General features: G+C 48.2%; 18 protein-coding genes. 8 read left to right on the top strand and 10 right to left on the bottom strand.

Annotation, left to right across the window (positions count from 1 at the left end):
• Positions 1 to 99 precede the first annotated feature (99 nt).
• Both AC1DFM_RS17620 and AC1DFM_RS17615 read left to right on the top strand, forming a co-directional pair.
• Positions 100 to 768 carry a hypothetical protein gene (locus AC1DFM_RS17620; protein ID WP_477078052.1) on the top strand — a complete coding sequence of 223 codons (669 nt, stop codon included), beginning with the start codon at positions 100 to 102 and terminating at the stop codon, positions 766 to 768.
• Between the two features lie 78 nt (positions 769 to 846).
• Entirely contained in the window at positions 847 to 2,304 is a 1,458-nt protein-coding gene (locus tag AC1DFM_RS17615; RefSeq protein ID WP_477078051.1) for an aminoacyl-histidine dipeptidase, read from the top strand.
• A gap of 73 nt (positions 2,305 to 2,377) precedes the next feature.
• On the opposite strand, the gene AC1DFM_RS17610 is transcribed toward AC1DFM_RS17615, so the two are convergent.
• Entirely contained in the window at positions 2,378 to 3,274 is an 897-nt protein-coding gene (locus AC1DFM_RS17610) for an NmrA family NAD(P)-binding protein (RefSeq protein WP_477078050.1), read from the bottom strand.
• Positions 3,275 to 3,356: 82 nt separating this feature from the next.
• Between AC1DFM_RS17610 and AC1DFM_RS17605 the strand changes: the two genes are divergently transcribed.
• Positions 3,357 to 3,761, top strand: a complete 405-nt coding sequence (locus tag AC1DFM_RS17605; protein ID WP_477078049.1) for a winged helix-turn-helix transcriptional regulator — start codon at positions 3,357 to 3,359, stop codon at positions 3,759 to 3,761.
• A gap of 123 nt (positions 3,762 to 3,884) precedes the next feature.
• Here AC1DFM_RS17605 and AC1DFM_RS17600 read toward each other — a convergent pair whose 3' ends face one another.
• Complete coding sequence (locus AC1DFM_RS17600; protein WP_477078150.1) at positions 3,885 to 6,308, bottom strand: TonB-dependent receptor; 2,424 nt, start codon at positions 6,306 to 6,308, stop codon at positions 3,885 to 3,887.
• 184 nt (positions 6,309 to 6,492) lie between these two features.
• Here AC1DFM_RS17600 and AC1DFM_RS17595 point away from each other — a divergent pair, with 184 nt between their 5' ends.
• Entirely contained in the window at positions 6,493 to 7,197 is a 705-nt protein-coding gene (locus AC1DFM_RS17595) for a phosphodiester glycosidase family protein (protein WP_477078048.1), read from the top strand.
• A gap of 1 nt (position 7,198) precedes the next feature.
• Here AC1DFM_RS17595 and AC1DFM_RS17590 read toward each other — a convergent pair whose 3' ends face one another.
• From AC1DFM_RS17590 to AC1DFM_RS17580, 3 genes are read right to left on the bottom strand one after another with little or no spacing between them, the layout of a single operon-like run.
• Positions 7,199 to 7,948, bottom strand: a complete 750-nt coding sequence (locus tag AC1DFM_RS17590) for a LytR/AlgR family response regulator transcription factor (protein WP_477078047.1) — start codon at positions 7,946 to 7,948, stop codon at positions 7,199 to 7,201.
• The gene (locus AC1DFM_RS17585; protein ID WP_477078046.1) at positions 7,926 to 9,599 is read right to left on the bottom strand and encodes a sensor histidine kinase; all 1,674 of its coding nucleotides are present in this window, start codon (positions 9,597 to 9,599) and stop codon (positions 7,926 to 7,928) included. Before AC1DFM_RS17585 ends, AC1DFM_RS17590 begins: the two co-directional genes overlap by 23 nt.
• Before the next feature lie 18 nt (positions 9,600 to 9,617).
• Positions 9,618 to 10,718, bottom strand: a complete 1,101-nt coding sequence (locus AC1DFM_RS17580) for a redoxin domain-containing protein (RefSeq protein WP_477078045.1) — start codon at positions 10,716 to 10,718, stop codon at positions 9,618 to 9,620.
• A 147-nt stretch (positions 10,719 to 10,865) separates the two neighbouring features.
• Here AC1DFM_RS17580 and AC1DFM_RS17575 point away from each other — a divergent pair, with 147 nt between their 5' ends.
• A complete protein-coding gene (locus tag AC1DFM_RS17575; protein ID WP_477078044.1) occupies positions 10,866 to 11,714 on the top strand; it encodes an ester cyclase in 849 nt (282 codons plus the stop codon).
• Between the two features lie 32 nt (positions 11,715 to 11,746).
• Here AC1DFM_RS17575 and qhpG read toward each other — a convergent pair whose 3' ends face one another.
• The 5 genes from qhpG to AC1DFM_RS17550 form a co-directional block, all read right to left on the bottom strand.
• On the bottom strand, positions 11,747 to 13,207 hold the full coding sequence (gene qhpG, locus AC1DFM_RS17570; protein WP_477078043.1) for a flavin-dependent monooxygenase QhpG: 1,461 nt from the start codon (positions 13,205 to 13,207) through the stop codon (positions 11,747 to 11,749).
• A gap of 16 nt (positions 13,208 to 13,223) precedes the next feature.
• The gene (locus AC1DFM_RS17565; RefSeq protein WP_477078042.1) at positions 13,224 to 14,609 is read right to left on the bottom strand and encodes a radical SAM protein; all 1,386 of its coding nucleotides are present in this window, start codon (positions 14,607 to 14,609) and stop codon (positions 13,224 to 13,226) included.
• A gap of 2 nt (positions 14,610 to 14,611) precedes the next feature.
• Positions 14,612 to 16,969, bottom strand: a complete 2,358-nt coding sequence (locus AC1DFM_RS17560) for a hypothetical protein (RefSeq protein ID WP_477078041.1) — start codon at positions 16,967 to 16,969, stop codon at positions 14,612 to 14,614.
• 11 nt (positions 16,970 to 16,980) lie between these two features.
• A complete protein-coding gene (locus tag AC1DFM_RS17555; RefSeq protein WP_477078040.1) occupies positions 16,981 to 18,492 on the bottom strand; it encodes a ferritin-like domain-containing protein in 1,512 nt (503 codons plus the stop codon).
• Positions 18,493 to 18,717: 225 nt separating this feature from the next.
• A complete protein-coding gene (locus tag AC1DFM_RS17550) occupies positions 18,718 to 19,356 on the bottom strand; it encodes a Crp/Fnr family transcriptional regulator (protein WP_477078039.1) in 639 nt (212 codons plus the stop codon).
• A 78-nt stretch (positions 19,357 to 19,434) separates the two neighbouring features.
• On the opposite strand from AC1DFM_RS17550, the gene AC1DFM_RS17545 reads away from it, so the two are divergent.
• The 3 genes from AC1DFM_RS17545 to AC1DFM_RS17535 all read left to right on the top strand — a co-directional run bounded on the left by AC1DFM_RS17545 (position 19,435) and on the right by AC1DFM_RS17535 (position 21,438).
• Complete coding sequence (locus AC1DFM_RS17545; protein WP_477078038.1) at positions 19,435 to 20,130, top strand: HAD family hydrolase; 696 nt, start codon at positions 19,435 to 19,437, stop codon at positions 20,128 to 20,130.
• Positions 20,127 to 20,771, top strand: coding sequence for a CatA-like O-acetyltransferase (locus tag AC1DFM_RS17540; protein WP_477078037.1), 645 nt, complete (start codon positions 20,127 to 20,129; stop codon positions 20,769 to 20,771). The genes AC1DFM_RS17545 and AC1DFM_RS17540 overlap by 4 nt, the downstream gene beginning before the upstream one ends.
• A 109-nt stretch (positions 20,772 to 20,880) precedes the next feature.
• Positions 20,881 to 21,438: a lipocalin family protein gene (locus AC1DFM_RS17535; protein ID WP_477078036.1), complete on the top strand. Its 558-nt coding sequence runs from the start codon at positions 20,881 to 20,883 to the stop codon at positions 21,436 to 21,438.
• Positions 21,439 to 21,484: the final 46 nt, after the last annotated feature.

Genomic DNA, 21,484 nt, shown 5'->3' with positions numbered 1-21,484 from the left:
TTCACTTTAATGCTACGCCCTAACCGTTGGTATGCCTATACCTTCACGTCCCTTTGCGCTATTATTTTTGCTGCCTGTAAACAGAAAACGCAGCACGTTGTGATCGAAACTTTAAAGACACCTGGCTATGGTGCCGTGTTTAAAGGAGATGCTGGGGTGATTATTAAAAAGCCTGCCTGGCCTTATCTTATAGCCGCTAAATTGATTGATACCACACTTGTTACCGACTGGAGTTACACAGAAGATACTGACACCATTGGCAAATATTACCGGTTGAACGATGAAGATGCCTATCTCGCCTGCATATTAGACCACGCCGTTGACGGAAGAGAAAATTTATTATTGTTTGAAACCAACCCACAAGGTGTTGTCACCAAATCCTTTCACTATTATTATGGAGAAGCCCATTGCTGCTGGGTAAGTACATTTGATGGCTTCGGGCGCATGGGAAATTATTTCTTTATACGAACCTGCGGTACCGGTACAGCCATGTGTACCAGTGACCTGTATTTGTTTAAAACTGCGTCCCCACAGGAAGCACAACAGCCCATTTCAGAATGGTACTGGATGGGTAGCAATGCCGCTGATCCGGCCATTCATGGTGTGTCTTCTGTGCTGAAGGTGCAGGGCGATAGTGTACAAGTGCATTATACGGTAGAAGCGGGCGTAGCAGCGGTAACAACGGATAGCTTTGACGTTACTTATCATCTGCTGCAAGGCAGATGGGTGGCAAATGATAGCACCGCATTCCACAACGGCCGATATTAACTCCCTTCCCGCATTCCTCCTTTTTTGATCGTTTGAAATGATTTGTATACTTTGCCATCTTTAATAAACAGGTTACAGATGGAATTAAAAGATTTATCTCCGCAACCATTGTGGCAGCATTTTGCCGCATTGAATGCCGTGCCCCGCGCTTCCAAAAAAGAAGGCGCTGTGATTGACTTCATGCTGCACTTCGGTAAAAGCCTGGGGTTGGAAACCAGCCGCGACGCCATTGGCAATGTGGTGATTAAGAAGCCCGCCACACCAGGAATGGAACAGCGTAAAACGGTGATACTGCAATCACACCTCGATATGGTACATCAAAAAAACAGCGATGTGAATTTTGATTTTGCTACACAAGGAATTGATATGTATGTAGACGGCGACTGGGTAAAAGCCCGCGGCACTACACTGGGCGCGGATAACGGCATTGGCGTGGCGGCTATCATGTCGGTGTTGTCAGCTACCAATCTGGCACATCCCCCTATTGAAGCCATGTTCACCATTGATGAAGAAACCGGCATGACCGGCGCCAAACAATTAGATCCATCGCTTTTTACCGGTACCATTCTCCTGAACCTGGATACCGAGGAAGAAGATGAACTGACCATTGGTTGCGCCGGCGGTATGGATACCAACAGCAACGCTACTTATAAAGAAGTGCCTGTTCCCGCAGGTAGCATCGCTTATAGCATTGGTATCAAAGGCTTGATGGGCGGACACTCCGGCATGGATATCCATAAAGGTCGTGGTAACGCCAACAAGCTGATGAACCGCTTGCTCTACAAAGCTACGCAATCCGTGAACCTGCAATTGGTAAGCATAGACGGCGGTAGTTTACGCAATGCAATCCCGCGTGAATCAGTAGCCGTTGTAACGCTGCCAGCTGCAGATAAAGCGGCATTCACCGCTTTCCTGCAGCACTTCCGCGAAGTGCTGACAGCAGAGTATCAATCTATCGAAAAAGATTTGCAGATAGTAGCCGACGAAGTACCGGTTCCCGCCAAAGTAATGGACCCTGCTTATTTCACGCCATTGCTGCGCGCTATCTACGCCCTGCCTAACGGCGTATTCCGCATGAGTCCCGATATTACCGGCCTGGTAGAAGCCTCTTCCAACCTGGCGCGGGTGATTGTGAAAGACGGTGAGTTCATTACACAATCGTTGCAACGCAGCAGCGTGGAAAGTACCAAAGAAGATGTAGCTACTGCGGTAGGTGCCGCCCTGGCAAATATCGGTTGTGAAGTAGCGCACAGCGGCGAATATCCGGGCTGGAAAGCAAATCCGGATTCAGCCATTCTCCGGTTGTTACTTGCTTTATACAAAAATCATTTCACGCACGAACCAAAAGTAGGTGCTTGTCATGCTGGTTTGGAATGTGGTATCCTGAATGGTCACTTCAACGGTAAGCTGGACATGATTTCCTTTGGACCGATCATCCACGGCGCGCACTCGCCCGATGAAACGGTGAACATCGGTTCTGTAGGCAGGTTCTATGATTACCTGCTGCATATACTGAAAGAGATCCCAGCGAAATAATCAAAACGATATCATTGACAAAGCCCTCTGCAAAATACGCGGAGGGCTTTGTTGTTCAAGGGTACGGGCGCGTTTATTGGTGACCGTTATAGGCGAATGCAAATTCTTTTGCGAAGTCTGTGAAGCTCCTTTCTCCAAAAGCTTGTTGCTGATGTTGACGATAATCAGTGAACAGGGTGTCTTCCCGTAAGGCTACACCTATTTCTATGATATATACTTTCGCCATTTGTTCGCTCATGCCGCTCTGTAACATGCCTTGCAGCAGATCGTTATCGGAAAATCCTATCCAGGCTAAGTTAGGCTGGCCGATGGCGTTGCCGAGGATAGTAGCTATTTCACCACCTGTTTTTTCATCGCTGGCTACATAGCGAACGGTTTTGCCGTTGAAGTCAAGGCGGTCAAGTGCCGTAGCAATGGCCGTGGCAATGTCTTCCGGATGCGACATTACGATGGTAGTGCCAGCATCGAAGTTATTGCCGATGATGTGCTGGTGACGGATCATGTCTATGGCGCCATAGAAGTTGGAGTAGAACATACCGGGGCGTACGTGCAGTACGTTGGTATTTTCCAGGGCATTTAAGTGCTGTTCTATATAATAGTTAGCGCTGGTAGGGCCCGGGCCATCTGCTTTATGGGCGCCGATGGCGCTCAGGTTCACCACGTGTTTTACACCGCTTTGTTTGATGGCGTTGGCATAGCGTTCACCTGTTTCTTTCATATATCCGCGGATATCGTTGGTCTGATAATCCGGTGGGATCATGGTATATACGGCGTCTGCGTTGGCGAAGGCCTGCAGTAAAAAGTTGGTGTCGTCTACGGAGCCGATAGCAGGGATGGCGCCGAGCGCTTTTATGGCGGCGGCTTTCTCTGGTTGACGGCTTATAATAGTGACCTGGTGGCCTTTTGCGATCAATTGTTGTGCAAGTGGTTTGCTGATGTTTCCTAAAGAACCTGTAATAGTGATGTTCATAAAATGATGTTTTAAATTTTTCTTTGACAAAAGTAAATCAGTACTTACTTTTGTACAAGTACTTACCCTAAAGTATGTATCTATGACAAAGACAAAAGAAAACTCTACGATCCAGGAAAATAAGAAGAACGCTTTCCAGGAATGCCCGGTCACTTATGTAATGGAGAAGATCGGCGGCTATTGGAAACCGATCATCTTGTTTCAGTTATTATCTGGTAATAAGCGCTACAGCGACCTGAGAAAAGCGATTCCCACTATTACAGAGAAAGTATTGATCCAGCACCTGAAACAGCTGGAAGCCGATGATTTGATATTGAGAAAGGCCTTGCCGGTAGTGCCGCCGCATGTAACGTATAGTTTAACCAAAGCCGGGGCAGCATTAAAGCCTGTATTATTTGCCATGGCCGTATGGGCAGTAGGAGATAGTAAAGAGAATGGGGCGACGTATAAGCGGAATTTGCAGAGCTTTCCAGGGTTTGCGGGATAGGAAATAATTACGAATTACAAATTACGAATTACGGATTTGTGGGTAGATGGTAAACGCGAAGATTGTCTTCGCTTCTATCTACCCACAAATCCGTAATTCGTAATTTGTAATTCGTAATTCACTTTAGTGGATACGGCCCCTTTCTTCCTCATTGCCGGTATCCTTGTTCACTGCCTTATGCTCGCTGCTACCAAAGCGATAAGTAAGCCCCAGCAACACGAACCTGTTCAGCTGGAAGTTGGTGAACTTTTGTGGTACCCCATTAATAGTAGTGGTCACTGAGTTGGCGCTGGTCAGGAAAATATCGTTCAGCGTTAAAGCGATATCCAGCTTCTTCTGCAGCACAGACGCTTTCAGCCCCATATCCACTTTGTAATACGCATCCGCTTTACCAATATGATCTACTTCAGGGAACTGATACCAGGCATTTACTGCCGCTGCCAACGTTTTGTTTTTGTTGAGCCAGATATTATTGTTGGTAGCCAGGTACAGCCCGAAGCCACTTACATCCTTAATAAACGGAAGGGTCGATTGCGCCTGCGTATAATAGAAAGTAGCCTGGTTATTGTTATCCAGCCAGGAGAACAACTGCAGGGCAATGTTTTCTGAAACACCATACCGGTAGGTTCTCAGGAAGTTTAACGGTTTCGTATATACGAGATTGGTATCTACGCTGGCAATAATCAGGTTATTGAATCCATTGTTGGTCACATTGAAAAACAGTGCGGAAGTCAGCATACTTTTATAAGTATGAGATACTTCGAAGTTGGTGCTGTATTCCGGATTCAGGTAAGGATTTCCTTCTCCATAGCTATACGCGGTATAAAGCGATTTAAACGGATTCAGGTTCCAGAAGGAAGGCCGGTTTACGCGCTTGCCGACAGTCAGCGCCAGGCTGTTATTGGTGTTGGCCTGGTACGACACGGACAGGGAAGGGAACAACCGGAAATATCTATTAACGGTGGTTTGATCCAGCGTATGGGAATAACCTTTGGTTTGGGTTAATTCCCCTCTGAGTCCCGCTTCATATTTCCATTTGCCGGCTTCTCTGTTCAGACTAACGTACAGGGCCTGTGTATTTTCTTTGTAGTCAAATTCATTGCTGAGGTCTGTATCGTAGGTCAGTTCACCCGTTGGACTTTTCTTATAGTAGAAAGCATTGCTGTAGTTATCAATAAAACTCAGTTTGGTACCGAACATGATTTTGGCAAAAGACGTTGGTATTTCTGCATCTGCTTTAAACGTATAGATGTTGAAGTTTTGTTTGTTGTTATCGTAGTAGCGGGTGGTGCGGAAAGGATGGTGTAAGTCGCTGCCCAGATAGTTATTGCTTTCAAAGTCAGATTTATCGGTGCGGTAGTAATTGATATAATCTGCATTGAGCAATAGTTTGCTGCCGCTGCTATCCAGTTTGATAAGGGAATGCAGGTTGATGGAATTGCTGCTGGCCTCCGGATAGTAGGTCGCATAGGTTCTCAGCAGGGAGTCCATGTTCCCGGTTTTGTTACTATAAATGGGATTGTTGACATGGTCTGATCCATCGTATACATTTTTACCACCCTGATAATTGATACCAATGGAAGTGTTTTTGCTGACCTGGTAATCGAGGCCTGCTACTACACTGATGTTACGATATTTATAGTCGCCGGTATCGCCCTGCATCCAGGTTTGGTGGGGATAGCTAAGGGTGGTTTCAAAACCTTCCAGGTGATGATCCTGGTCGAGGTTCACGCTGCCATAAGCCGACCAGCGGTTTGCGTTGTATTGCAGGTTGGCGCTGATGTTAGCGGCTTCGTAGTTGCGGGTACCAAAGGCTTCAGCGGGACTGTACAGCATATACTTGCCATTGGCTTGTATGTTGCCGGAGTAGCCCTGTTTCTTACTTTGTTTGGTGGTGATGTTAATCAGGCCGGCGTTGCCGTCTGCATCGTAGCGGGCGCCTGGATTTTTGAGCACTTCAATTTTCGATATCTGATTAGCGGACATCGACTTCAGGTAACGAATCAATTCCAGGCCGGACAGTTGCACCAGCCGGTCGTTGATCATTACTTTCAGCGCGCCTTTGCCTGCGATACTGATGTCATTGCCGTTTACTTTCACGCCAGGTACCTTCGCGATGGTGGTCAACACATCGGCGCCGGTAGCAGCGATGCTGGAAGATACGTTGTACACCAACTTATCAGGACTATCACTGATAGCCGGTTTGGTGGCGGTGACCACTACTTCATTCAAGTCCTGATCAGTACTATGAATGGGTAAAAAAATAGTGATCGCCGTATCTTTCGACAACCTGAGTTGAAGTGTGACTCGCTCAAATCCTATCAGAGCGGCTTTTACTTCGTACTGTCCGGCCTTCAGTTGGCGGAACTGGAAATGCCCGGCACTATCGGTTTGCACCGTTTGTGGCGAGGAACTGTGTTCACGTTGAATACTAATTATGGCGCCGGGAAGACCGGGTTCATTGTTACTGTACACTGTTCCTGTAAGGGTTGATTGGGCAAAAACATGGCTACATGTAAGGCTGCATAGGAGCAGCGGGAAAAGCAATTTCAACTATAACGGAATTTATATCAAAGATTGAGTATCGATCCAAAATTATAAATATCAGAAGTAGGGCGGCAAAAAAGAGGATAAGCGGTAAAATCACTATCGGATCTTTATCTGGTCACCATAAATATTTTATTGTGGAGTCCGGAATAAATAGTACGTTAGATGAGCAAAACACGTTATTATGAAAGTTGTTCTACTGGCGCTGCTTTCTTTGATGGGCTTCTCCTCATCGGMTCAGGACAAGATTATCTCCTACCGTGTAACCAATCAGCAATGTATTCACTTTTACTGGAAGTTGTTGCCAACGCAGTCATTCAGCACTATTGAACAATTGAAGGCGCATGTGGCGGCAAAAAAAGATACCCTGGTTTTTGCTATGAATGGCGGTATGTTTAAGCCGGATTATTCGCCAGTAGGTTTGTATATCAGGCGGCAACAGGTGATAACGCCTTTAAACACTACTTCGGAAACTGGCAACTTCGGCATGCAGCCCAATGGCGTGTTTTATCTTACTACAGAAAATGTAGGCGTTGTTTGCACTACGGAGGCATTCCGGAATGATGGTCATATCAGGTATGCTACGCAATCCGGACCTATGCTGGTGATCAATGGCGCTATTCATCCATCTTTTAAAGCTGGTTCGACTAACCTGAATATCAGAAACGGGGTGGGGATTTTACCCGATGGCAGTATCTTGTTTGCTATCTCCCGTGATCCTGTTAATTTCTATGATTTTGCCCTGTTTTTTAAAGAGCAGGGTTGTAAGAATGCGTTATATCTTGATGGCGCTATTTCGCAGATGTATTGCCCGGCAAAAGATATGTTGCAAGCCGATGGCCGGTTCGGTGTGATCATTGGTGTAATAAATGCTGCTGCGGGACTATAGTTTACATCAATCCTTTTTTTATATCATCGCGTTTAGCCCTGGACACCGGAATTATGCTGCCATCCTGCAATAGGAGGTAACCGCCGCCGGATTCTTTCACCATGCTTTTCACCATTTTTTTATTCACGAGGTGCGACTGATGACAGCGCAGAAATCCATAGGGCGCCAGCATTTCCTCATATTCGTATATAGACACTGCCACCATTATTTTTTCTCCCTCTTTCAGGTAGATGTACGTGTAGCTGTTGCTGCTTTCGCAACGAACAATGTCCCGGGTGTATACAAAGCGGGTTTCTTTCAAAGAAGGCAGTGCAATGCGATGCTCTTCTTTCTGTTGTCCCTGCTGTAATATTTCTACCAGGTATTGCATTTGCTGTTGTTGCTTTTTTTGTGAGATGGCTACCGCCGCTTTAGCTACCGCTATTTTAAGCTCAGCTACATCTACGGGTTTCAGGAGGTAATCCATCGCTGCAAACTTTACCGCTTGTATGCCATATTGATCATAGGCCGTTACAAAAATGAGGGCAAAGTTGGGCGTGGGTATTTCCTTTAGCATATCGATGCCGCTTTTTTCCGGCATCTGGATATCGAGGAACACCAGATCCGGCCGGAGCCGCTGAATGGTGAGGATGCCTTCAGCGGCTCCGGTAGCGGTGCCTGTTACCTGTACATCCGGACAATGTTGTTCCAGTAGTCGTTGCAGGTTAATGATATTAATGGGTTCGTCATCAATGATCAGTGCGTTCATCATCTATCCAGTTTGAAAAGCGGAAGGAGCAGCGGGTACCGGCGGCAGTACTGCTGATGGTCAATATTATTTTCCGGTGCCGATACATCCGGTTAAAGAGTGCAATACGTTCTTTCGTCAGCGCAATACCATGGCCGGTTACGGCATTGTCCGGATTAAAGCCGTTGCCGTTATCGGTGATGATCAGCAACAGGTCTGATCGTTCTCTGGTGATTTGAAGCGTGAGCAAGCCATTTTCTCTTTTGCCGGAAAGCCCGTGTTTAGCGGCGTTTTCGATCAGTGGTTGTGCCAGCAGCGGAGGTACATTAATATCATCGGCCGGCAGGCCGGGTAAAATATCCTGCTCATAACGAAAGCCAAACCGCAGTTGTTCCAGCGCAATATAGTTATTCAGATCTTTCAGGTCTATGCTGAGTGGCACCAGTTCTTTCCTGCCTTGTGACACCGCACTGCGTAGCAACGCTGCAAATCCGGAGAGGTATTTATTGGCTTTATCGGTTTGTTGATCGTTCATGAGTCCTTGTATGGAACTGAGCGCGTTAAACAAAAAGTGCGGATTCATTTGTGCATGCAACGCCTGCATTTCCAGTTGGTGGTATTTCAGGCGGCGTTTATTTTTCCGGTACCGGGCTACCAGAAACCATAGCAGGAGGAGCGCTACCAGCAATGCAGCAGTAATAACTTTGCACCAAAGTGTTTGGTACCACAGTGGAGTGGTATAAAAAGTATATACAGAGGATTGCCCATGGTCATCCGCGAATTTTATGTCCAGCCGGTAATGCGAATTACTACTGAGCCCCGTCATAAATATCGTTCCATCTGTGTATCGCCACGTGGTATCTGTATATCGGCCACCAACAATACGATAAACAAAAATGGAATCTTTAGCGGTTCTATTTCTGAAGTAGAAAACCATGTTGTCTTTGGGGGAAAGAAGCGTATTGTTATAACTCAAACCAGATCCGGGCCAGTCTTCGTAAAACAAATTGCCCCTCACATATTCCCGTCTGTTCATTAGCTGGTCGCTGATGAAAGCCGCTTCTGTCAATGAATCATTTTTTCCGAAGGACATCAGAAATGGCTGCGTATTACCATCCTCCCGCTTCAGATGCAACCGGAAAAAAGGTGTAGCGGTATCCCTTCTTAGTTCTATCAGCATACAGTCGCCGAGTTTCAATTGCTCATTTAGCAGCCAGTAACTGGTGACAGGCAGATGAGGAGGCGCTTTATACCTGATAGCCGTATCTTTAAAGAAAGGCAGGTGAGGGATGTATTGCCAGTCGTTTAGCAGCGTATCATTTCTGAACGTTCTTACCTGTAACTGCGCTATAGGAAATGCTTGCCGATCCTGGAGACTGCTGTCCGCAAAGAAGGTTCCTTCGTAATACCCTGTGTCTGTAAGGCTATCACATTTAAAGGCACTTAGTATCGTATGGGCGCCATATACGACCATATATAAGTCTTCAAATGGTAGCTGCATTTCATTATCCGCGTATTCGTAACCAGGAATAGTAATGTGATGGTTAGATAAGGTCATTTGAAAGCCTGGCCATATGAAATGGGTACCCATTTTGTGATAGGGCTTCAATTGTGCCGTGGAAACCTGTATACAGGAACATAGTCCGAATAAGGCCAGGAGTAATCCCTTCTTCATAATAGCTTAAAGATATATTTATTTAAGTAAGGCCGGTAATAATTGAGAAAGGTCCGGGTCCACTGCTACTACTTTTCCTGTCTTATCCACCAGAATAGTCGTGGGGATAGCAGTGATGTTGTATTGTTTCGCCGCCTTACTTTTCCATCCCTTCAGGTCAGATACCTGTGGCCACGGCATCTGATATTTATCAAGCGCATTTTTCCAATGGTCAGCTTTATCATCCAGTGAAATGCTAACTACCGACAACCCCCTGGTGTGCCAGGTATTGTATATCTCTTTCATTTCTGGAATAGCAGCTACACAGGGCTGGCACCAGGAAGCCCAGAAATCAATAAGCACGTACTGGCCACGAAAGTCTGTTAGCTTCACTATGCGTCCGCTACTATCGGGAAATTCAAATGAGGGGAGTTGTCTGCCCGGTTCCCGTTGATGAATAGCGGCAATGATTTCCTGTAATCCTTTCCCCTCTGGCAGGCGCCGGAGGGATATGGACAGTCCTTTAAACAGGCTATCCAGCAGGGACGGCGACAACGAGGAAGACAGATCATAACGAAGCCAGAATAAGGAAATGTAATCGTTGGGTCGTTCCCGTATGAAACGAATCTTTTTTTCTTTAAGGACAGTTTTCTCTATCGCCAGTGTTTTCTTCAGGCTGTCCATCACAGCAGGAGGCGCCCCGGCATTTTCCATGCTGTCGAGTTGGCGATACATCCGGTATACAGGTGTTGCGGTAGCGGCTTTCCAGGCATCATATTGTTTGGTAAGTGGATTGTTGATGGTTTGTATCCGGGGAATAGGGTGGCTGCTGTCCCGCAATATAGCCGTAGCTGTTATATCCCTGTTTTCCACCAGTAGTTGCGCAAAAAATGTCCGGATGTCTTTTAAATAGATGGAGGCCAACAGTCCCGGTGTTTGCAGTTGCCCGTGGAAATCAAAGCGGCCGTCGGTAATTAAGGAGGAGTCCACAATTTTGGGATTCAGGTTGGAGTAGTCAATGCCATAAAGGTAAATATAGGTGCCATTCTGCGAGGCCGGGATATGACCTTTGATGTGATAGCCTTGTGCAAAGGTTATCAGAGGAAGTAACAGGAGCAAAAGCGTTAAGGTTCTGTACATTCTTTTTAGGTAAAAATGCGTTGTTGCGGCGATAAAAGAACACTGCCTTTTGAAACCAGCCCTTCCGGGTTTGAATCTGGCATAAATCAATGATTTTTTACAATTCCAGGTCTGGCCGCCGGGCTACTTTTGTGTAAAATAAAAACGATGAAAACAAGCACAGTAAAGATATCCCTGCTATTGGCCAGTATGATGACATCCGGAATTGCAGGAGCCCAGCAAACGAACAAACCTTTTCACACTACAAAAACAATTACCATGGAAAACAATAAAGCAATCGTTGAAAAATTATACACCACCGTATTGAACCCAAGACAATTTGAATTACTGCCCGGTTACATCGCCGATACATTTGAAGGCCCCGGTGGAACAGGCATAGAAGGATTTAAGAACCCATTCCTGGCGCTGTACAACGGTTTCCCGGATCTTCACTGGACATTAGTAACCCTGGTAGGCGAAGGTGATAAAGTAGTAGCTCGTTGGAAATGGACGGGTACACACAACGGTACTTTCCGCAATGTTCCCGCTACCGGCAAAGCCATTACCGGCAATGGCGTGTCCATCTATGAGTTAAAAAACGGAAAAATTGTTAGCGTGGATGCGCACATCGATCGTTTCGGGATTTTACAATCGCTCGATGCTTTGCCGGCAGAAGTCTTAACAGTGGCGCCTTTAAAAGACCAGGTACAGTTTATCGATAAATTTGTGGTACCAGCTAAAGCCATCGCGGAATTCCAGGAAAGAACCACCGTGAATCGCCGGTTCATTAAAACCCTGCCCGGATTTATTACCGATGCGGAATATAGCTTCACCGATGAGCAGGGAAATCTTCACTGCATTACAGTAGCGAAGTGGGAGAGCAAAGAAGCCCTGGCGAAAGCGAAAGAAAAGGTGCAGGCTTTATACCGTGAGCAAGGATTCAATCCCGGTGAAATGTTGCAGCGGTTGGGCATTACGATGGACAGAGGTATTTACACCACCGTATCAGCGAACTAAAAGAAAAGTGCACCGCCGGGGCGGTGCACTTTTTATTGGGGCAGCAATACCTGTTTATCCCACAGGTAGATCGCCATTTTCGCCGCTTTATTGAATGGCATCAGCTGGCTCCAGGCGGTCACCAGGCTTCCGAAAGTGGGGGTATGGGCCGCCATTTCCAGCAAAGGATATATTTCCATGGTGTCGAGAAAAGCCATGGCCCCCGGTAAATTAGGATGTTTAATCGCCGTTTTCATTTCCAGGCAATCGTTTACTACACAGGAAGACGGTACATAGCTGATGGCCGTAGATACCATTGGTTTCCCGTCCCAGAGTTGTTGTAGCACGTAGTGAATGTCGATAGCTTTTTCAGCAGCAGCCGGTGTTACCGGCTTTTCTTCCTGCAAAGCGCTGCTTAATTTTTCCGTAAAGGGAGTGGGTATATATTTTTCCGGGAGATAACTACTGCCGTGTTGCTGCCAGAAGCCGTGAGCAGTTCCCGGCCATGCCTGCGCATAGTATTGCTGCGTCCAGTGGGTGTGATTCACTACGGAACCGATGATCCTGTCTTCATAAAATTCCTGCGCTACTTGTGGATCTCCACCTTTCAAAATAGTGTTCACGGCAATCACGGCCTGTAAGGCACAACGCATGGCTTTTTCAACGCCGGTAGACGATAGTGGATCAATGGCAAAAGCGGCTTCGCCCAGTTGCAGCCGGTAATGCTGCCAKGGTTGTGTATGAGCGTAAGCCGCCACTGCACATGATTGTAAAGGGTGTAAAGCTTTGTTTTGCCGGAATAAATGCGACTGTTGCAACAATCTGTTATAAATATCGTGCAGGCGTTGCCGTTTGATGGTGTCGGCAGCGGCAAAAGTAATGATGCGGTATCGCCCGTCGTGTAGGGGCGCGCCCCATATCCAGCCATCGGGCACGGCTTCTACGCAGGTATGGGCGGGCCTCCGGGAGGCGTGTACATTGGCCCAGATAGCGACCATCGATGGCGCGGTGAGCAGGCGTTGCTGCTGCCGGATCGCTTTTCTACCCCGTGCATCCAATATAAAGGTGGTATGTAAGGTCAGGGCGTCTTTGTTAAATGGCCGGATGTTCACCTCCCAATGTTGGCCGTTATGCCGGCTGCTTTCGTACCTGGCTGGCTGAAATACTTGCAGCCCGCGCGATATGGCCAGTTGCAGTAAATCTTTATCCAGTATCCCCCGGTCTACCATCGCGCCGTGACCACGTGTTTGAGGCGTTAGTACAAGCGGTTGCTGTGATTCCCATATGATTTCCGCCGGCAGCTGATGCTGACAATGTGCGGCCATCAGTAGGTTGGTGGCCCCGAGGTATTCAAAAATGCCGTGGATACCGGGCGACAACGATTCGCCAATTTGTGGCCGCGGAAACGCATTGCTTTCTACCAATGCTACCCGGTAGCCGAGTGATAATAATCGCAGTGCTGCACAAGTGCCGGCGGGTCCGGCTCCAATAATCAATATGTCGTATACTTCCATGTAGAATTTAATGTGACTATTTGTACCAATCAGGCGCCAGTCGGCTCAGTCGTTCATGGGCCTGCATGGTATAGTGCAACCAGCCACGGATGTAGTCGCAGGCGTGGCGGCCTTTTTCCAATACTTCATGATGACAGCCACCTCCGCATAAATATTTTGCCCAGCAGCTATTGCAGGGCTCTTGCTGGTGTACATGCCGGGAGGCCAGCCAGTTGTTTTGCAGCGTGGCATCTACGCCATCGCGGATATTGCCCATGCTGCCGGCGGCTTCGTTCACAAAACGGTGACAGGCAAACAGGTCGCCATCCGCGGAAACGCCCATGTATCCTGCTCCTGCGCCGCAGGGGTAGGGGCGGTGCGTGCCTTTGGCGATTTCTTTTAATGCATTGATCATGTTTAAAAAAGGAAAGCGTTTGCCCTGCATCACATGTTGTTCAAACAATAAACCGCAGCCAATCATGCCTTCCAGCATCACTTCCAGGTCCTGCTTCGTCATTTCATCGCGGCCATTGGCAGCGCGTAATAGCGGTGAAAAGCCGATGCTGTGAAATCCCATGCGTACAAATTCAAGTAAAGTATTCCCCAGGTCTTTTTGGGTAGGCGTTACCGTTACCCGGGCGGATACCTGCATCCGTCGCTGTAGCGCAAGCAGGGGTTGTATTTTTTCGATGATGCGTTCATAAGATCCGGCGCCGTTTTTCATGGGGCGTTGCTGATCATGTTGTGCGCCGATGCCATCCAGACTGATGGTGACGGCAAAGCCATGCTCTTCAAAAAAGGCGGCATCTTCTTGCCGGAGCAGGGTGCCGTTGGTGGTCAGCGAAAAATTAACCTGTACATTTTTTTTCGCGCCTTGATTGGCGGCATACAGCGTGGCAGCTTGCAGGGAAGTGCGGTTCATCAGAGGTTCGCCGCCGAGGAAAGTGAGTTGTACCCGACCTCCGGGAGCCACGTCTTTCAGCAGCAAGTCAATGGATTGCATCGCCGTGTCCAGCTGCATATTTTTCGAAGGCCCGCCAAAGTCGCCCTGGTCGGCGTAGCAGTAGGTGCAACCCATATTGCATTTCTGCGCAATGGCGAGGGAGAGGGCATGTACCGGCGGACTACTCAGCGGGGTATCATCAATCAGTACCCGCTGCTGCATGCCCAGATCGGCCAACGCTGCTTCAATGCGGTCTTCATCCTGTTCCGCGATGAGTTGCTGAAAGTATTGGGCTGTTTCCGGAGGGATGATATGTAGCCGGCTGCCATTGCTCACAAACAACTGCGTACGGCCGGTAGACGGTACCACGTGTATTTGAGAAGAGCCCGGCAATGATTGCCGGGCTATCTGCGATGCCAGTTCCCTGGCAATCGTGTTAAGTGGATGTTTGGTTGTATTTGAGGGAGAAGGAGCAGACATAATTATTGATTTTTTCGTTTATCCGTGGTCACTGCCTGTTGTTGTTCTTTTTTACTCCAGGGCCACGCGTCGTGCTCGCCACCGGTAATATGACGGCCATCCGTAGGCATGTGTGGGGAAACGCCACTACTCAATGCATCACGACCATTGATGATAAAATTGAGTTCGCCTTCCCAGTTCTGGAATAAATCGTTGTAAGAAAACAGGCGGGTGTCTACCCGGTTATCCGGTACATATTCGCCGGTGCGTTTTTTCGCCAGCCACATATCTCCTTTGCTGAGGCCATTTTCGCCGGGCGTAATGTTTACGTAGTCCGGACGGGTGGCGGCCCAGTAGTAACAGGCGCATTCGCGGTAGTCGTTTTGCCAGGGTGCGCACAAGCCTTGTGTGAGCTCTCCGGGGCGAAGGATGTCCGGTGAAATAGCTGCCGTGTTGGGGGTGAAAATTTCCCTGACCACAAAAGAGAAGGTGGGGAAGTTGGTGGTGTTTTTCAACTGATCGGCCGTTACCAGTACCGGGAGGGTTGCTTCTCCAGGGGTGAAGTGCAGGGTAACCGTATCACCACTTTTCAGGTGCAGCGAGGCAATGAGATTGGACCATTCCATGAACGCGGCGCCATTGGGGTTGTCGCTGGTGGTGAGTGTTACGTTATCACCGCCGGGGAACACAGGACCTTCTCCTTTCACCATCGTAGGCTGGCCATTGATGCCTACAATGCGGCGACCGGCCAATCCTTTCAGGGCAGGCGTTTCTTCCAGCACATAGTTATCATTTTCGCTGATGGTTAATCCCTGGAAGAGGTAGCGCCACAGGTTTCTGAAATCAGATTCCAGTCCGGGGAAGCAGTTGGAGATCGCTGCCCTGGACAATACGCTGTAAGGGTTGCCTTCACCGCGGTAATGTATTTGAGAGGGGAAGTCGTTCACCGGAATGCTGCTGGTGGCCAATGGTCTTAACGTACTACCGTCCACGTTATTATCTTCAAACATGGCGTTGGCAGCGGCTTTTATCACTGTATTGATCATGCGCCAGGTGAGAGTGAGTCCGCGGCCATCGGCGCCCCGCATCAGGCCGGGCATTTTACGCCGTTCTTTGTCGGAGAGGTCACCGATTTTATAAGGGCGACGCAGCGCATCCGCAAACCAGGCGGCCATGCCGGTACTGAGTCCGTTGAATACGCGTTCATGCAAGGCCTGCAACGCCAGGTTGTCTACAATAGAACCCGCCATGATAGGCTCGTACAGGCGGCCAAAGTCGTTGGTATCCTGCCGTACCATAGTGCTGGCCACATTCCACCTGCCGTTGATGGGGTTGCCGTTCATCACGGCGGTATTCATGAGGGAAATGGATTCAAACGCACGGCGCACTATTTCCTCCGCTTCATCGATAGATACTTCGCAGTCTCTTTCTGTACCCAGCAGGATTTGTTCCAGTTCATCGGAGATGGCGCGGATAGGGAGTATGTCCGGCGCAAAGGCCGGCGGACCGGCACATACGTGCGCACTGGCCACCAGGTCGGGGCCTATGGTAACCGTAACCGTGCCATCGCATTCATCATCGATATACCCCCAGCTATATTGATTGCCGTCGCTGTCGGAGTAGCCCGCAAAAATCTGCGCCGGCATGGTATACCTCGGATTGAAGTTGGGCGATTCACTATAACCCACCCAGGGTTTATCCGGATTGTACAATATCTGGTCCTCGCTGGTGATGTTGGGATCAAGGGAAGGTGCCTGTCCTGGTGCTTTGATGCTATAGCGGGAGGCCCCATATACTTTACCACCACCGGGCGTATAACGGAGACGGATACCCGGAAATTCGGCGGAGGGTTTTATAAATTGTAAGGTACCCAGTGGAAGTTGTTTTCCGGTGATGAAGTTGGTACAATCAGCCAATACTTTCTTCGGCGTGAAATCGTTTTGGATCACTACCTTGGCGAAGATATTATCATCGGGATCACCGGTTCTGCGCATGATTTTGGAGTTGTACAGGTGTACATCCCAGATCAGGTCAGACAGGGCGAATCCTGCCTGTTCCAGTAAGGCAGGGGTGAGAGGTACCAGCACACCGGGTTGGGTATCGGTAACGGCAAATACTTCCAGAAAAGGCGCTACCGGGCGGATGGTGCCGCTGGTATCGGTAGTGCTGAGGGCATCTTTAAAAATAATTTCATTGGGAGTATCCACACTTAACTCATGTGTAGTGGGATCTATGGTAAATGTAGGTTGAGGTACAATTTTGCGGAAGCCCAATGGTTTGTGCGGAGGTACTTCCAGGTCGTATGCCGCTACCGGAGTAGATGATGAACCCAGCCGGGCAATGGCAAAAGGGGGCAGTATGCGAACTTCAGTGATTTTCATAGTCAGTAATTTTAGCGTGAATGACAGGTGTTAGCCGCCAGCATGTCTTTGATGATGTGTAACAGTTTATGATCTGCTTCTTTCAACGCGTAGAGGTAGCGATGATTTTTTTCCGGTGTAGTCAGTAGCAGCGTTTGGATGATGGTAGCGGAAGCCTGTAGCAGATCAGCGTGTGTGCGCCAGCGGTTATGCTCTCCGGTAGGCAATGCCAGCGTGTAAGGGGTGAGGAAAGGAGGGCCGGCCGTTTTGTTGGTTTCGCCGTTATGCAGCGGCATTTGTACCATGGCCGTAGCGATGCTCCGGAGGTTATACATTTCTCCGAAAGTAGAATTAATGATAAGCCCTCTCGGTGTCATGTCGCCAACGGCGTTTAACCCATCTTCCAACACAAAACTATGTGTGAGGAAATTTAACAGCATCCGGTAGCGCAGGTTAAAGAGGTGTCCCCAGTTTTGCGCTTCGGGGTTGGTAATTTTATCGCGTTCTTCGTCGGAGGTTTGTCCTTCGGAAGGGTCGGCGCTTTCGTCATCTGTATCGGAGGGGATATACGGGTTGACGGCTACGGATCTGGCAGGGTTCCAGGCGGCGCCGGATTCTTTGATCACGGCGCTCATTTCTTCATACACTTTTTTGAAGCGGATAAAGTGGGAGGGTTCGCCGGATTCCGTGGTATTATCTTCTCCCTGTTCAGCAATGGCATTGAGGGCATCGAACGCATCATCTCTGCTGGCCAGTGGCATCACCAGTACATCAGGGGCGCCGGCTGGGTTACCCTGATGGGTATTGCCTCTTTGCCCGCCTTTATATCCGCGGCCCCATTCATCAAATTTGGCCTGGAAGGGGTAGGTGTCGGCCTGGAATACAACATCACTGATGACTTTAGGGTCCTGTATCAGGTGCAGCAGCACGTGAAACAGGGCGCCCACGGTATTTGGGTTCGCTACTTCTGCATGTACGCGGGCTTTGATTTCCTGGGCCAGGGGATCATCGCTTTCAATGAAACTGGCGGGTGCTTCCGCGTATACATATTTGGCCAGTGAGTCGAGGGTCAGTGGCTCCAGTTTGAAAGGGAACGGATAAAACGGGGTATCCCAGGGGTAGTCTTGTCTTTCGAAATGTAACGGGGCGCCAATGAGTTTCAGCACATTTTGTACCGATACAAAGTGTCCCATTTCTTCTTTGGCAATGCCCAGGATGATTTCCTGCCACGTGCTTACCTGGTCCCGGTATTTTTCCGGCACCTGCGGACCGCCAAGGCTGTAGGCGGCATAGAGGTATTGCAGCATTAGCCCGTGTTCAATTTCCGCATCTATATGGAGGAGGAAGGTGACGTAATCTTTCCCGTTGAATTCCGGTGGAATGACAATGGGTTGCTCATCGGCCAGTATTTCTTCTGTCAGGAACGTTTGGAATCCTTCCTTTCCGCCGAGGAGAGCGGATTGTCGTTTTATTTCCGCCCGGCGTGCGGCAATTTGCGCTCTTTTGAAAACCGGGCCAAGGAAACGCTGATAGTTACTTTGCATAAAAAGTAGGTAGTTATTGGTTATAATGAGAGCGTAGAAAACTTTGCTGGTCGCCGTTTATAGGCACAAAGGGGTATGCATGACACTAATTTTGAGTGGTTATTTTGAGTGGTCCTGGTGTTACTTGAGTGAAATAAAATAAGGTCATTTTTGCGACGTGGCAAAATTAATTTCGGGGGATAGGGATGCAACCGATGGCGGATAATAGCAGGCGGGACAGAACGGCTATTCTTCAAACCGTTTTAAAATATTTTCCAGTTGTTGCTTCGTCAGGTCGATGTGTAACCCGGTGGTATGCATGATGTTCCGTTCTCTTAATTCTTTCAGCGTGCGGTTAAAGCTCCTGACGGAAATACCGAGGTAGGCGGCCATGTCTCTCTTGGCCAGCAGCAGGTGTTGATCAGCTTCCAAGGTGAGTAGCCGGAGCAGCGCGTATTCCACGGGGTATAGTTGCTGATAGGAGGCACGGATACACGTTTGACTGATACGCGTGGCTAACTCCTGCAACAACAGCTGATTGAAAGTGGGGTTGCTTTGTACGAGGGCCGTGAACTGGGAATGCGGAATGGCGTATGCCTGTACCGGCGTAATAGCTTCAATATTACATAAGCAGGCACCTTTGTTAATCGCTTCCAGTTCTCCCGTAATTTCTCCTTTACCCAGGAACTCGAAAATATAGTCTTTCCCGTTATCTTCTGCGATATAACACTTGGTGATACCATCCAGAATAATATATACATGCTTGATGGTATCGCCCTGGCGGATCAGGCGGGTGCCGGGTGCAAAGGATTTCTGTATCACCGCCGGGTTATTGGCGGCATATGTTTCCATAAAATTTAAAAACTCCTGATTGGTCCGTAACATATATCCGGGTTGGGACAATTGTCCCATTTAATTCAGTGATGCGGTTTATTTTTGCATCCATAAAATGTAAAAATAACGATGATCAATCATATTAGCGTCATAGCTTTTGATGCAGACGATACGCTTTGGGTAAATGAACCCTATTTTCAGGAAACGGAAGCCCGCTTTTGCAGCCTGCTGGAAGATTACCTGCCACATCATACCGTGTCGCAGGAATTATTTAAAACGGAAATGGCTAACCTGCCTTTATATGGCTATGGCATTAAAGCCTTCATGTTATGTATGATAGAAACGGTGTTACGGGTAACGGAAAATACGGCCCGCCCGGAAATAGTGCATAAGGTGATTGAATACGGCCAGGAAATGCTGAATAAGCCCGTTGAATTATTAGATGGCATAGAAGGCGTATTGCAGGCGTTGTCCGGTAAATACCGCCTGGTGGTAGCTACCAAGGGCGATCTGCTGGATCAGGAGCGTAAGTTGAAAAAATCCGGCCTTGCCCATTATTTCCATCACATAGAAATTATGAGCGACAAAAAAGAAGCGGATTATACCAAATTGCTGAAGCACCTGGATTGCCAGCCGGAAGAATTCCTGATGATTGGCAATTCCCTGAAGTCGGATGTGATGCCGGTACTGGCTATTGGTGGCCATGCGGTACATATTCCGTTTCATACCACCTGGGCGCATGAGCATGTGGATGCCACCATTGAAGATCCCCGTTTTTATCAATTTACCACAGCAACAGAACTGTTACCGCAATTAATCGCATGAAACAATTATTAAACCTGGATACCTGGCCAAGGAAAGATCATTTTCAGTTCTTTGGCCGTTTTGAAKAACCCTTCTTTGGTGTTTGTACAGAAGTGGACGTAACTGTGGCCTATGAGCAGGCAAAAGCAACCGGCAGTTCCTTTTTCCTGTGGTACCTGCATAAATCGCTGGTAGCCGCCAATGAGGTAACGCCATTTCGCTACCGTATTGTAGATGATGCCGTGTGGGTATACGATGATGTACATGCGTCGCCGACGATTAACCGTCCGGATGGCACCTTTGGTTTTGCCTATATGGACTACTATAAAGATTTTAACKAGTTTGCGCTACACAGCACCAGGGAAACAGAACGGGTGAGGAACAGCACCGGCCTGGTACCTGCCGTATCCGGTGAAAATGTGATCCACTATTCTTCTATGCCCTGGATTAATTTTACATCCGTATCGCATGCCCGTAGTTTTTCTTTTAAAGACAGCTGCCCGAAAATTACTTTTGGGAAGATGACCACCGTACATGGGCGGAAGGTAATGCCGGTATCTGTACATGTGCATCATGCACTGATGGATGGTTATCATGTAGGGCAGTTCCTGGAGATTTTTCAGCAGCGATTAAATAACGAGGTGCATATTCCCGGAATGTAGCAGAAACGCCACAGTGATGTCAGGCCGTTTATTGTCAGGGCCCGCTAGTAGCGGGGCATAGTAAAGGCAATGTATTTGCATGCATAACTCCGACAAAACGGAGATCTGTATGAATAACAAAAAGTTGCTTGCCATTGCGGTAACAGCCGGCGTATCTGCCGCTGCAGCTATTATTTTATACAATAGCTTGAAAGTATCTATTCCCCGCGGCGCCAGGGCGGTGTCGCCCTTTGATGTGCGCAGATACCTGGGTACCTGGTTCGAAATAGCCCGGCTGGATGATAAATTTGAACGCCACCTGACCAACGTTACAGCCACCTATTCCTTTAATGAGGACGAGGAGCTGGAAGTAAATAATAAAGGATTTAGCCCGGATAAACAGCTGTGGCGGGAAGTAACCGGTATTGCTAAATTTGTGGAAGCCCCGGATGTAGCGCGACTGAAGGTATCTTTTTTCGGACCCTTTTACGCCGGGTATACGGTCATCGATATCGATGAACATTATAAACATGCATTGGTAGTAGGCAATAACCGGAAGTATCTTTGGATATTATCCCGCACCACTACGATACCGGCATTGACTAAAAAACGTTTCCTCGACAAAGCCGAAGCACTGGGCTATGATACCGATGCGTTGATCTGGACAAAGCACGATTTATACGCCTGATGAAAAGAAAAAATAAGATTTGGATTTACTAAAAAAATTAGTATTT

It is taken from the genome of Chitinophaga sp. 05T412, assembly GCF_056396465.1.
Note: the sequence above shows the minus strand (reverse complement) of the source record. Positions and strands in the feature narration are given on the sequence as shown.